The sequence below is a fragment of the uncultured Sulfitobacter sp. genome (genome assembly GCF_964021855.1).
Lineage (GTDB): Bacteria > Pseudomonadota > Alphaproteobacteria > Rhodobacterales > Rhodobacteraceae > Sulfitobacter.
The window spans coordinates 1-13,178 of record NZ_CAXHZD010000005.1 but is presented as its reverse complement, the minus strand read 5'-3'; the positions used below and the strand labels follow the sequence as shown (position 1 = coordinate 13,178).

General features: G+C 58.7%; 10 protein-coding genes. 2 read left to right on the top strand and 8 right to left on the bottom strand.

Features of this window, described 5'->3' with window-relative positions:
* Positions 1-512: 512 nt before the first annotated feature.
* The 5 genes from AADJ11_RS16055 to AADJ11_RS16035 form a co-directional block, all read right to left on the bottom strand.
* The gene (locus tag AADJ11_RS16055; protein ID WP_341235541.1) at positions 513-1,451 is read right to left on the bottom strand and encodes a glucokinase; all 939 of its coding nucleotides are present in this window, start codon (positions 1,449-1,451) and stop codon (positions 513-515) included.
* A 3-nt stretch (positions 1,452-1,454) separates the two neighbouring features.
* Positions 1,455-2,552 carry a sn-glycerol-3-phosphate ABC transporter ATP-binding protein UgpC gene (gene ugpC / locus AADJ11_RS16050; protein ID WP_341235540.1) on the bottom strand — a complete coding sequence of 366 codons (1,098 nt, stop codon included), beginning with the start codon at positions 2,550-2,552 and terminating at the stop codon, positions 1,455-1,457.
* A 5-nt stretch (positions 2,553-2,557) separates the two neighbouring features.
* Positions 2,558-3,451 carry a carbohydrate ABC transporter permease gene (locus tag AADJ11_RS16045; RefSeq protein WP_341235539.1) on the bottom strand — a complete coding sequence of 298 codons (894 nt, stop codon included), beginning with the start codon at positions 3,449-3,451 and terminating at the stop codon, positions 2,558-2,560.
* Positions 3,444-4,316, bottom strand: coding sequence for a sugar ABC transporter permease (locus AADJ11_RS16040; RefSeq protein WP_341235538.1), 873 nt, complete (start codon positions 4,314-4,316; stop codon positions 3,444-3,446). The genes AADJ11_RS16045 and AADJ11_RS16040 overlap by 8 nt, the downstream gene beginning before the upstream one ends.
* A gap of 69 nt (positions 4,317-4,385) precedes the next feature.
* Positions 4,386-5,636: an ABC transporter substrate-binding protein gene (locus tag AADJ11_RS16035; RefSeq protein WP_341235537.1), complete on the bottom strand. Its 1,251-nt coding sequence runs from the start codon at positions 5,634-5,636 to the stop codon at positions 4,386-4,388.
* Positions 5,637-5,834: 198 nt separating this feature from the next.
* On the opposite strand from AADJ11_RS16035, the gene AADJ11_RS16030 reads away from it, so the two are divergent.
* Both AADJ11_RS16030 and AADJ11_RS16025 read left to right on the top strand, forming a co-directional pair.
* A complete protein-coding gene (locus AADJ11_RS16030; RefSeq protein ID WP_341235536.1) occupies positions 5,835-6,572 on the top strand; it encodes a response regulator transcription factor in 738 nt (245 codons plus the stop codon).
* A gap of 26 nt (positions 6,573-6,598) precedes the next feature.
* Entirely contained in the window at positions 6,599-8,020 is a 1,422-nt protein-coding gene (locus AADJ11_RS16025) for a HAMP domain-containing sensor histidine kinase (protein ID WP_341235535.1), read from the top strand.
* Positions 8,021-8,222: 202 nt separating this feature from the next.
* On the opposite strand, the gene AADJ11_RS16020 is transcribed toward AADJ11_RS16025, so the two are convergent.
* From AADJ11_RS16020 to AADJ11_RS16010, 3 genes are read right to left on the bottom strand one after another with little or no spacing between them, the layout of a single operon-like run.
* Positions 8,223-10,223 carry a type IV secretory system conjugative DNA transfer family protein gene (locus AADJ11_RS16020; protein WP_341235534.1) on the bottom strand — a complete coding sequence of 667 codons (2,001 nt, stop codon included), beginning with the start codon at positions 10,221-10,223 and terminating at the stop codon, positions 8,223-8,225.
* Between the two features lie 8 nt (positions 10,224-10,231).
* The gene (locus AADJ11_RS16015) at positions 10,232-12,565 is read right to left on the bottom strand and encodes a relaxase/mobilization nuclease domain-containing protein (RefSeq protein ID WP_341235533.1); all 2,334 of its coding nucleotides are present in this window, start codon (positions 12,563-12,565) and stop codon (positions 10,232-10,234) included.
* Positions 12,552-13,145 carry a helix-turn-helix domain-containing protein gene (locus AADJ11_RS16010; protein WP_341235532.1) on the bottom strand — a complete coding sequence of 198 codons (594 nt, stop codon included), beginning with the start codon at positions 13,143-13,145 and terminating at the stop codon, positions 12,552-12,554. The genes AADJ11_RS16015 and AADJ11_RS16010 overlap by 14 nt, the downstream gene beginning before the upstream one ends.
* Positions 13,146-13,178: the final 33 nt, after the last annotated feature.

The window sequence follows — 13,178 nt, the reverse complement described above, 5'->3', positions numbered from 1 at the left end:
ATTTTATGGCGTTTGACAAAAATGCCTTGAAGACAATCTATGGTAACTCACAAGAATGTCCCATCGCAAGGTCATCTGAATGTCAGGTAATCACATTGCAGGATATGTCGCTATATATTGTAGCGAAAGCCAGCTTGACACCCCCTCGTGTCTACAAAGTAGCCAACGTCAAGAACGGCCCAAAGCGGACCTTCGTGGCTTAGTGAAGCGCTGCTGCGCAGCTTCCCCGAACTGGACATTCGCTGCGCGAGCGGTATCGACGCGTTTCCAGAGGTCTGAAGAGAAAGATAAGGCTGACGTTGAATTGCTGTGTGCTTGTGCCTGCTCCCCCTGACCCGACATTCAGCTTGGCTTCCTTCGCAGTGGCACGGCGCAGCGTCACCGAAACAGAAACTCGTGGGGATCGCGTCATTTTTTGAACGTGCCGCTGTGGTAAATACACGACTCAACCATGAATGACGGGGTTGAATTCAAAAGCGCAATCTTTCATTGGAGTTGTGATTGGCCAACGTTCACCCAGTCTGATCCAAGGGTCCTTGTGCGAACCCAGCGCATCCGACCAGGGCTGCCCGGTCATCCAGAATCGTGTACAGATTAGATGGCTGTGTATTTCTGATGTCACAATGCCTTGCGAAGACTTCGGTACAATGATCCGCCGCTTTAGCAGTTACCGCCCTCGCTACGCTGCCTGCAAGGTAGATACCGGAGTCCGGCATGTAGACCAGACACAGTTCGCGCAACAATTGGCCGAAGAGGGCCGCGTATTGATCCACAGCAGACGTTACAAAGGTCGCATCCAACTGTCCGTATGTTGCGATTGCGTCGACGCCCTGAAGCATGTTGTTTTTGCTGACAATCTGACAATATGCACTGAAGCCCCGACCTGAAAACAAAGTTTCGACGGTTGGAAATCGGTCAACTTGCACGCCGTTCTTTTCAAGTTCATTAGATATGCTGAATGGCATTGAAATATGCCCTACCTCAGCGCTCAGGCAATACACCGAACCCTTGGTCTTGATGATGGCGCTCGCATTGAAGCCAGTTCCAATACCGACCACCAAGAATTGCCCAACCTGCGGGTTTCGGCTTTTGCTCTTATGGAGGGATTGGAGCCCATTGGGCGCAAGGACAGACACCGCATGTCCCAGCGCCGTCAGATCGTTCAACAGAATTGCCTGCCCGATGCCGAACGCCTTTTCCAGTTTACCAGTTTCAATGACCCAACTTCGATTGGTTAACTGAGCTTGGGCACCCCTGACAGGACCGGCAACAGCAATAACCATATCAGTAAGCTCCTCGGGCGACTGGCCCTTGAGGTAGCTCGCTAGCAATTCATAGAAACTGGGCCACTTGTCATTTGCGTAGCTTTGGATCGTCTCTGACACGATCTCGCCGCCCTCACACAATCCGATACGCGTGTTGGTCCCGCCGATGTCAGCTACCAAACGCATGTGCTAGTTCAATCGAAGCCCGGTTTCAGGTTCAAAATAGGACACCTTGCCAAGATCAAACGTAAGACGCTGGGCTTGACCCGCTGACGCGGATGTCTCGGCATGCAGTCGCGCTGTTACATGTTTGCCGCCGAGTTGCATTACTGCAAAAGTGTCGGCACCAGCGGGTTCGACAATGTCGATCACGCAATCCGCTTCCTGCGTTTCTCCGGCGCGGCGAAGTGCAGCATCGGCAATGTCTTCAGGACGCACACCAAGGATCACATTCTCGGGCAAGTCCTTGTTGCGAGTATCGGCCAATACGATTGGGTCCCCATCTTTGCGGTCGATTTCAACCAGCATCCCTTTACCATTCCTACGAGTTCTCGCGGGGATAAGGTTCATCGCGGGTGATCCCATGAAGTCAGCGACAAAAAGGTTGGCCGGACGGTTGTAGATTTCTGCAGGTGTGCCGATCTGCTGGATGATCCCACCCTTCATCACAACGATCTTGGTGGCCAGGGTCATGGCTTCGATCTGGTCGTGGGTCACGTAGACCATGGACGCGCCAAGACGTTGGTGCAGCGCCTTGATTTCTGTGCGCATTTCGACGCGCAGCTTGGCATCAAGGTTCGACAGAGGTTCGTCAAACAAAAACAGTTTCGGATCGCGCACCAGCGCACGGCCCATGGCCACACGTTGGCGCTGACCACCTGACAATTGACCGGGCTTGCGGTGCAGCAAGGGTTCGATCTGCAATTGCGTCGCCACCTGTTGCAGCTTGGCGTCTTGGGTGGCCTGATCAATACCGCGGACCTTCATGCCAAAGGTGATGTTTTTGGCAACGGACATGGTCGGGTACAAAGCGTAAGACTGGAACACCATGGCGATGTCGCGGTCTTTGGGGCTGACGTTGGTCATGTTCTGACCACCAATAAACAGATTACCACCTGAGATCGGTTCCAGCCCTGCGATGCAATTCAACAGCGTGGATTTACCGCAGCCGGACGGGCCGACGAGGACGAGGAAATCCCCCTCGTCGATGGATACATTGATGTCCTTGAGCACTTCGGTGCTGCCGTAGTTCTTGAACAGGTTCTTTACGTCGAGAATGGGGGCCATGGAAATTATCCTTTCACAGAACCTGCGGTCAGACCGCGGATGAAATATTTGCCGGCAACGACATAGACGAGCAGCGTTGGCAGAGCGGCGATGATCGCGGCGGCCATATCAACGTTGTATTCTTTGACGCCGGTTGTTGAGTTTACGATGTTGTTCAGGGCGACGGTTACGGGCTGGGTGCCCGCTTGGCTAAAGCTCACCCCGAACAGGAAGTCGTTCCAGATTTGGGTGAATTGCCAGATGACGGTGACCACGATGATCGGCAGCGACAGCGGCAGGAAGATCGACCAGAAGATGCGAAAGAAACCTGCGCCGTCAACTTTCGCCGCCTTTGTCAGTTCCGATGGGATGCTGACGTAATAGTTACGAAAGAACAGCGTGGTGAATCCAAGGCCATAGATCACGTGCACAAAGATCAGACCCGGAATAGTGCCCGCAACACCCATAATCCCTAGCATCCGTGCCATCGGCAGCAAAACGACTTGGAACGGGATGAAACAGCCAAACAGCATCAGCGCAAAGAAGATGTTTGCGCCTTTAAACCGCCACTGCGCCACGACATAGCCGTTCAGCGCGCCAACGAGGGTCGAGATCATCACCGCAGGGATCGCAATCAGGAGCGAGTTCAGGAAATAGGGCCGCACGCCTTCGCATTGAATGCCAGTGCAGGCCGTGGACCAAGCAGTACGCCAGGCATCAAATGTCACTTCGCGTGGCAAAGAAACCAGATCGCCCGTGCGGATTTCATCCAGCGATTTCAGAGATGTCGTCAACATTACAAACAGCGGCATCAAGTAGAACAACGCGAACAGGCCCAGCAGAACATACAGCACGATGCGCAGAACCATTTTGGTGGCTGGGCTTTGGCCGCGGGACGGGTTGTAGGTCATATCAGTCATCTTTGGTCCTCAATTCTGAATAGAGGTAAGGGACAATAATCGCGAAGACGACCAGCATCATCACCATGGCCGAGCTGGCCGCCTGACCGATATCACCGCGCGAAAACGCCATGGCATACATGTAGGTCGCGGGGAGATCGGTGGCATATCCGGGGCCCCCTCCGGTCAAGGCAATGACAAGGTCAAAGCTCTTGATCGCGAGGTGGGCCAGCACGATGAACGCGCTGAGGAAAATCGGGGCCATCGACGGAATGATGATGGCAGAATAGACGCGCCATGTGGGAATGCCATCGACCTGCGCGGCCTTGATAATTTCTTCGTCCACAGACCGCAGGCCAGCCAAAAACAGCGCCATCACAAAGCCGGAACTCTGCCAGATCGCGGCAATGACAACCGTGTAGATCGCTTTGTCAGGATCAACGAGCCATCCGAACTCAAATCCGGCAAATCCCCAGCCCTGGACGGTCGCCTCAATCCCCAGTTCAGGGTTCAGGATCCACTTCCATGCGGTGCCAGTGACGATCATCGACAGGGCCATGGGGTATAGATAGATCGTGCGGATCGCGCCCTCGGTGCGGATTTTCTGATCCAGCAGAATGGCCAGAAGCAGACCCAGCACCATGGCGATCACAATAAACAGCGTGCCAAAGATGGCGAGGTTGACCATCGCAGTTTCAAAGCGCGGAGACGCGGCGAGGCGTTCATATTGAATGAAGCTGTCAATTTCGTAGCGTGGCATCAGCCGCGAGCGTGTCAGTGACACCCAAGCGGTCCAGGCGATAAAGCCATACACAAACACCATGACGATAATGAATGATGGCGCCAATACGATCTTTGGCATGTTGTCCTGCAACCAGCGTGTCATGTAGAGCCCCCCTTTGTTTGGTGGCCCCACCCCGAACGGGATGGGACCTATTTCAAAAATCGTTAGCGATTACATGGAGTTAGCAACTGCTTCCGCCAGCATCTGAACAGCCTCGGCAGAGGACATGTCAGAGTTGAAGTGTGCTGTCACAACGTCGGTGATTGCGCCGGACTGGGCGCCAAACAATGCCATGCCGTGTGCGTACGATGGCATCAATGTGCCGCCTTCGTTCGTGGACGCCATGTCAGCCGCAGAAATCTGCGCGCACTCATCAAAGCCAGACAGGTCGATGTCTGTACGTGCCGGGATTGAGCCTTTGTTCATGTTGAACACTTCCTGGAAGTTCGGGCCCATGATGAGTTCAGCCAGAAGTTCCTGACCAGCGGCTTTGCCGTCCCCATCAACAGAGAACATCGCAAAGCTGTCCACGTTGTAGAGGTAGCCGTCACCAGGAGTTGAGGCGCATGTGAAATCGACGCCGGGCACTTTGCCCGCGGCAAGGAATTCACCTTTAGCCCAGTCACCCATGATCTGGAACGCGGCCTCGCCGTTCATTACCATTGCAGTGGCGAGGTTCCAGTCACGACCAGAGAAGTTGTCGTCAACATAGCCGCGCATGGTGCGCATCTGGTCAAACACGGCAACCATCGTGTCAGATGTCAGGGCTTCCGGGTCAAGATCAACGAGGGCTGCCTGATAAAACTCGGCCCCACCGAGGCCAAGAACAACTGTTTCGAACACAGTCGCGTCCTGCCAAGCCTGACCACCGTGGGCCAGTGGGATGATGCCAGCGGCTTGCAGTGTTTCGGCTGCTGCGTTGAACTCGTCCCATGTTGTTGGCATCTCGATGCCGTTGGCGGCGAGGATTTCTGTGTTTGCCCAGATCCAGTCAACGCGGTGAACGTTCACAGGGGCTGCACACCAAGTGCCTTCGCACTGCATGTGTGCTGCGATGGAGGCTGGCAACAGGTTGGCCCAGTCGTTGGCTTCCGCAACCGATGAGATGTCAGCCAGCACGCCCTCTTGGTACCATTCCTGAATGGCCGGGCCTTTGATCTGTGCAGCTGTCGGTGCGTTGCCGGCCAGAACACGGGCACGCAATGCGGTACCAGCCGCGTCGCCGCCGCCGCCTGCTACGGGCATGTCAGTCCAGGTACCGCCATTGGCAGCAAACTCTTCCTGAAGAACGGCAACAGACTTAGCTTCGCCACCGGATGTCCAGTAGTGCAGAACTTCTGCTTCTGCGTGACCGTCTGCGAAGGCTGCGCCAGCGGCACATACTGCAATCGCGGATGCGGTGCTCAATACGTAAGATTTCATTTTGGTTTCCTCCCAAAGAAATGCCCAACAAGGGCAGAGTGGCGCAAGCTTGGTGCCGCTGCGTCAGCCATGCAACGTCCGGGACGCGGCCTTTCGCAAGGATCATGCAATTTTCCGGCGGGTTCGTTACACAACGTTACGAAGGCGTGGATTCTGTTGCACGATGTTACATAGAACCAAATCAAAGGGGGGCGATCCATGGCAATTCCGCGAATCTTGGTTGTTGATGACGACATGGACATGCGCCAGATGATGACGCAGTTCCTGCGCCAGAACGGAACAATCGCCCTGCCTGCCGCCAACGGCGCAGAGGTGCGTACTCATATCGATGGCGGGCGCGTTGATCTTGTATTGCTTGATGTGATGCTTGGCGATGAAAACGGGCTGGAGATTTGCCGCCAGCTGCGCGCCGAACAGGATGTGCCGATCATCATGGTGTCGGCCCTGTCCGCTGACAGCCAACGCATGGAAGGCTACGCCGTGGGTGCGGACGACTATATCGCCAAGCCGTTTAACCCTGAACTCCTGCTCGCGCGGGTGAAGGCCGTGTTGTCGCGCACGCGCCGCTCTGCCTCCCTCGTGCACCGCCGCAACACCAAAACCTTTCGCTTTAACGGTTGGTCCTATGACGCCAAATCGGGCGAAATCCTGTCCCCCGCCCATATCCAAGTCACCCTGTCGCGCCGTGAAACGGCCCTGCTACAAGTGCTGCTCGCCAATCCACATATCCCCCTGACTCGCGAAGAAATCGCGACGTCTTTGGATGTCACTGGCGAGGCCCAAGTCTCAAACGAGGCTTCAGGCCGCGCGATCGACGTGCTTGTCGGACGCCTGCGCAACAAGATTGAGGCCAACCCCAAAGACCCCCAGATCCTGAAGACGGAATGGGGTGTGGGCTATGTCTTCGCAGTCGATGTCGCGGTCTCTGACTCGTGAGGGGTAGGTTCAACAGCCTGCGTGTAATGGGTCCTGCGCTGGTGCTGGCGGCCCTTGCTATCGGGGCTGGCACGCTTTGGATGTGGACGAAATCTACGGCCAATTGGCGCGCCCATAGCACGGATGCCTATGCAGCTGGCGTGACGATTTATTACGCGATGCAAAATGGAACTGCGCCGCCGGACGGTGTGTCGCTTAGCCCTCTGCCCGACGCAGATCAAATCCATGCCAACGCGGGCACGTTCCGCCAGATCAGCGGCGCGCCGACGGCACCGCGCATTACTATCGTGCCGATCTTGCCCGACGTCGCCAATCAGACCACGGGGGCTGCGGTGACCATGGCGATCCTGTCACCAAGCATAACCTACAGCCTTGCGGACCTGCCTCACCGCGACGGCCAGACGGCGGCAGAAACCATGGGTGAAATCATCCGCAAACTGGCTGTGTTTTGCAGTGATTCTTTTGTATTGGCCCGCATGGGCGATGCCCCATGGGTCCACCTTGATGGCACAGCAGTGTGGGGGTGTGCTGCGGCCCCGCCCGACCGACGTCTACTGGCCGGTATGTTGGGCATAATCGGTGTCGGTATTTTGATGACGACAGCGCTGAACCTTCCTTCGACCTTTTCGACCTTTGCCGGTCATTTGCGCAACCGTCGCCGTGTCGGTGGACCCACACACTACGACGCAATGGGACCGCTCGAATTGCAGGATATCATCGCGGCAGTTAACAGCTATCTTGAAGTCGAGCGCGATCAGCTGGCGGGCCGGGCCGCCGTGCTCTCGGGTGTAAGCCACGACCTTGGCACGCCAGCCACCCGACTTCGATTGCGTGCGGCTTTGGTCCAAGACCCGGAGTTGCGCCGCAAATTTGAAGCAGACATCGACAAAATGACAGGCATCATCGAGAGTGTGCTAACCTATACTCATGTTGAAATGGGCGCTGAAGAACCTCGCAACCTGTCGCTAACATCGCTCATTGATGCAATTGTTGCGAACTACCAGGACGTCGGTCGTCCTGTAACATTTCGCTCCGCGAACGATGTCATCGTGCCAGGCGGGAAATCAATCTTCATGTCTCGCCAAGGCTACGGCGTCTTTTCCAGCGACCGCGATGTCGTGGTCTCGGGAAGGTCTGTGTCTCTCGAACGAGCTATCACCAATCTAATTGACAATGCACTCAAGTACGGCCGCCGCGCGACTGTATCGTTGGAAACGAACGCGCACACCGCGACTATCACGGTTGAGGATGAGGGGTCACAAAGCACTGCCGCTGACATTGAAAACCTATTGGCACCGTTTCAGCGCGGAGAGAATACAGCGACGATCGATGGTCACGGCCTCGGTTTGACGATTGTTTCAACGATCGCAAAGCTGCATGGTGGCACCCTCTCATTTGAGGACACTGCAACCGGAATAGCTGCACTCTTCACCATTCAGCGTGATTGATAGAAGATCAGACCGAAAGAGCAGGATAGGTTCATAGGCGCGATATCGACACCAGCTCGAGTTCAGCATTCTCAAGGCGGGCCGTTGCGAATAGCCGCTTTCCCAGAAACCCATTAGGATCGCGCACCTGCAGCGAATGGCCGCTTTCCGCCCTCCCTGACAGACAGACAGACAGACAGACAGACAGACGATGCCCGCCACCCTATCGAGCAACCAGCTTTTCGCCATCCCCCTCCCGCAGCATCGCTTCCATTTCATCCAAGCCGTCGACAGCAGAGCGCATCTGCGCCTCATCAACGACGCCCGCAGCTTCAGCATCCACGACCTGGCTCTCAAAATCCATCTCCATCTGACGCTGTTCCTCGGCGATGACGGCTTGAACGACAGGCGCGGTTTTCTTAGGAACGCCGTCAATTTGTCGTGACAGTTGACCCACAGAAACCTGAGCTGAGTTTTTTACGACGGCGTCAGGTCCACCTGGTCCATTCGAAGGCGGAGTCATCGGCATGGCGCGCACACTCAGCGGCAGGTTCCCCTGCGGCCCCCCTCCCCCCGGCTCCGGAAACGGCAACTCCCCCGTCTGAGCCGCGTGGATCGCCTTGAACAGCCGATCATCAAAATATTGGATCCGCTTTGCCCGGACCGGCATCTGGGCATCGATGACCATGACGATTTCATCGAGCGGCAGACGGCGCGCCTCATCTTCGGGCAGCAAAGAGCTTTCTTCGGTCCGGGTCGACTGGCTGCGCCCTTCAAAGGGGTTCTTGCCGATGGACTGGGAGCGCGTGATGACGGTCTTCGTGGTCTTGCCAACCGCTTTGCTCAGCTCTTCGACGGTTTTTTCATCCGACGGTGTCAGGTAGAGCTTCACGCCCGCGTTGCCCTGCAGCGCGCGGCGGGTGTTCTCGCCGTAGATTTCATCGAGGGCGGGGATGGTTTGCGTCACGACGGCCAGATGGCCACGATAAGTCCGCAGGGTCTCGATGCTCTCGACCACGATCGGCATTTTGCCCAATCGGTTGAACTCGTCGAGCATGATCATCACAGGCCAGGGCTCGTCTGGCCCGGGATCCTTTTCCTGCATGGCGGAGAGGAGATCGGAGAAGAAGAGCCGGATCAGCGGCGCGAGGGGCTTCACCATCAGCGGCTGGACGACGAGATAGACCGAAAAGGGTTTCTTGCGGATCGTGCGGAAATCAAAGTCCGAGACTGCCGTCGCCTCATCGATGGCCGGGTTCTGCCATTGATCGAGCCCCGAGGTCATCAGGAGCGAGACGTATGAGGTCAGCGTATCGTTGTTGGTCGACGCCAGCCGCGTGAAGATCAGCTTGGCCGCTCTGTTGTCGACCTCATGGCCGCGCGCGAAGTATTCCTTCTGCTTGTTCCCACCCGAGGCCGCGATGCGATAGATCTCGCCCAAGGTGGGGCGCTTGCGCTGGAAGGCCAGCAGGCCTGCCGCCACGAAGAGATCGATCCCGCCTTTGAGGAGGCCCTGCACCCGGTCATTGTCGCTCTGCAGGAAGAGCGTCGCCAGGAGCTGCAATTCCATCTGCTGGCGGGCGGGGTCTTTCAGTTGATAGATGCGCAGGAGCGGGTTGTAACGATGCGTGCGCTTGCCCTCCCAATCGGTGGGGGCAAAGCGATAGACCTTGTCGCCTTGGGCTGCGCGATGCCGGGCCGTGGCCTCGAAGCACTCGCCCTTCACATCGAGCGTCACGGCGGAGCCCTGCCAGGTCAGCAGGTTCGGAATGACAAAGCCCGTGGTTTTGCCACGGCCCGTGGGGGCCACGATCAGCGCGTGGGGGAAGACCTTGGAGCAAATGTAATTGGCGCGGGAGCCCGGCGGCCCCAGCTTGCCGAGGATGAACCCGGTGCCCGGCGCCCCGAAGAACCCGTTGACTTTCATCTCACGCGCGGTCTGCCAATGGGTCTGGCCAAAGCGTGTCAGGGCGGAGCCCGAGAGGGCAAGGCTCAGCATCAGGCCGGCGGCGGCGAAGCTGCCGATGATCAGGTGAATAAGTTGGGCGTCCTCCGGGCGTCGATCGAGGATCGCCATGTAGTTCTGCGCGATATAGGCAAAGTCGATCTCGGCCCCAAACCCGAGATCCTGGTAGGTCAGCACCGCCGAGGCGATGGTATAGCCCATGGCAGCGGTCACCAGCGTCACCAGCAAGACCCCTGTTGCGATCCGCGCTTTTCCCATGGAGGCGCTCAATGGACCTGGCCCCGCTCGGTCTCGCCATCCACGTCTGTGGCGCGGTGTTTTTCATATTCGGTATCGGCAAGATCATCGACCACTTGGCGCAAGGCCTCCGTGTTGGCCGTCGCTGCATCAGATTGCAGGTAGACCTTGGCGACATAGAGCCGGTCGAGGCGGTCCTCGAGAACCTTGTCCAGCGCATCGGCATCGCCGGATGTGAGCCGGTCGCGTTGGCGAACGTCCAGCACCCGCGCGATCTCGTCGCGGAAGGCGTCCCGCTCCGCCTCGGTCTCGAAGGGCGCGGACAACTCCCCCGCCCGTTCATGGTCCACGACACGCGCAATCGCGTCTGCAAGGCGGTCGGCACGGTCAAACTGCGGCGCAGTTTCATCGCGGGTTGTGAGGATGTCATCGCGCGTGCCGACCCCAAGCCCCTCGCGCAACTCGGTTTCGCGGCGGACCTGATTGATAGCCTCCGTGTCGCGTATCCGGGCGACGGCCGCGTAGGTCGCGCCAAGCCCGCGGGCGAGGTGGGACGGCATGTCCGGATAACGCGCGCGCAAGTCATCCGTGACTGCATCTGCAACGGGCGTGCGGACGTCGCGTCCCTCCATGATGCGGTCGACCTCGCGGGTGATCTCACTGGCGCGGGCCGCATCGGTGATGGTTTCCCTGTAGGGTTCAGACCGATCGATCACATCGCCTGGGCGTGCAAGCAGGTCCGGGTGTGCCTCGAGATATGCACGCTGCTCCGTCTCGATCCGGCGCTCCGCCCGTGAGACAACCTCCCAGTCCCGGTCCTCCACCTGCTGCGCTGTCAGGCCCTCTGCGCGCATCTCCTGACGGATTGTCCCTTCCATCGCCTGCACCGCGCCCTCGTGATAATGGAACCGCTCACTGACCGATTCCGCTTCCATGACGCCATCCCGGCGCAGCACGTTCTCCCGCTCCAAGAGCGTGCCAAGTTCGACGTGCACATCGTTGAGAATGTCGCGCGCCTGTTCCAGATCGGCGCGGCGTTCAAGGTTCAGATCGCGCGCCTCGGCCACCTTGGAGAGATCATTGGCGATCCATTGATGCTCGAGCGCTGCATTTGAAGCGCCCGTCTCGATCCGGGCCACCACTTCCGATGTGCTGATCCCCGTGCCCCGTAGTGCCGCGTCAATGCGCGATCTCAGGTCGGGCTCGGCCAGTCGCTCGCGCTGGCTGGCGTCGATATTGGCTTCAGAATAGATCCCGCCCTCCGAGGGGGTCTCTGACAGCGTGGATGATCGCAGCCCCAAGGGCTGCATGTGCTGGACCTGCGTCTGGATCTCGATGAGGCGTTTTTCCAACAAGGGACGTTCGGCGTCAGGCTTTTCGGCAATCATGCCCTGCACCCGCGCGAGCTTCTCCGCATAGAGACTTCTCAGATCCTCGAAGCTTTGATCCTCGGCCATATACACATCTCCTGTTCGGTCCACCTGCCCGCCGCGAGCCAGCACCTCGCCCGCGCGGAAGAGTGCCGCGGCGATGTCTTCCCGGGCCTCCCGGGAGGCTTCAGCAGCAAGCGAGTGGTAGACGGTTCTAGTATTGGCGATCTCCGCGAGCGTCCGCGTCAGGTCGGTGCCCACGCGTTCGCGCTCGCGGGGCGCGCGCCCCTCTTCTTTCGCCGCATAGACCTCACGGGTGCGGGCCGGGTAATGCACGACACCGCGATCCACCCGGCGCGTGGCTTCCAGGCGCACGCCGTACTTCTCCGCCTCCTCGACCATGGCGAGGCGGAAGTCGTCATAGTTGAAGCGGTGGTTGCGCCCCAGAAAGAAGAACTCGCCTTCTTGCGAGCGGCGGTTCAGCACCAGATGCGCATGGGGATGATCGCGGTCCTCATGCACCGCGATGATGTAGTCGAAATGCCCCTCATCGGTCTGGAAGAACCGCTCTGCCACGTCCGTCGAGATGTCGCGCACATCCTCGCCGCGCGTGCCAACTGGGAAGGACATGAGCATATGGGTGGTCTGGCCCAGCTTGGGCTTGAAGCCCGCATCCCACCGCTTGGCAAAGCGCTCGGTGAGGTCCTTGATGTCACCCGCTTCGAGCTTCGCCTTGCCATCGAGGAACCCGCTACTGTCCACGATATGGGTAGACTTGGTGGTGAGGTAATCGAGCTGGTTTGCGAGCTGCGATTTGGTATGCGTACCCCCGCCTCTGATCGCCTTGAACACCGCTGGCCGGTGGCCTGCTGCCGCGCGCGTAAGCTGGGTCTGCTTGGCCACGTGAAGCCCCTGCATTGAGCCCCGGATCCGGCTCCAGCCATCCCGGAAGACCTCGCCCGTGACGGCATCGACGGCATCATTCAGCCGCATGGGCAAACTCCCTCAGCGCGGTTGTGGCCTCCAGCTGCATCGCGTCGCGACGACGGCGCAGGAGCAGATCGATCTCGTCAGCGGAATCCAGGATGAACCGCGCCAGTCCGCGCATCTGCGCGAGGCGCAATTCGGTGAACTCGGCACTCGTGCCCCCCACGGCCGCCTGCCCCCGCCGGTTGGACTGCGTCATCTGCTTGGCGATCTGCGCGACCCCATTACCGACCTCGTGCAGAGAGGCGCGGTAGCGCGCCATCTCTGCTGCCATCTGCGCGTCCGGAACGAACACCCCACCCGCTGCCTGGATCAGCCGCCGCAGCCCCTCGGCCCGGCTCTCGATCCCGGCCTTCGCCAACACCGCGTCGAGCGCCTCAAGCTCCGCAGCGGTGACCTTCACACTGACTGCTGAGATCGGAATTGCGGCATCCGTCTGGCGCTCGGCATCGGCTTTGAGCGTGTACTGGATCGCCCGCACCGACACGCCAAAGCGTTCCGCCAGCACTGAAGTGGAAACGCCTTCTGCGGCTTCGCGAACGATCTCCATGCGGTCCGCATCTGTGAGACGTTTTGAGCGAGACATGCGAAGAAAGACCCCCTATTTCCTGCCACCTTC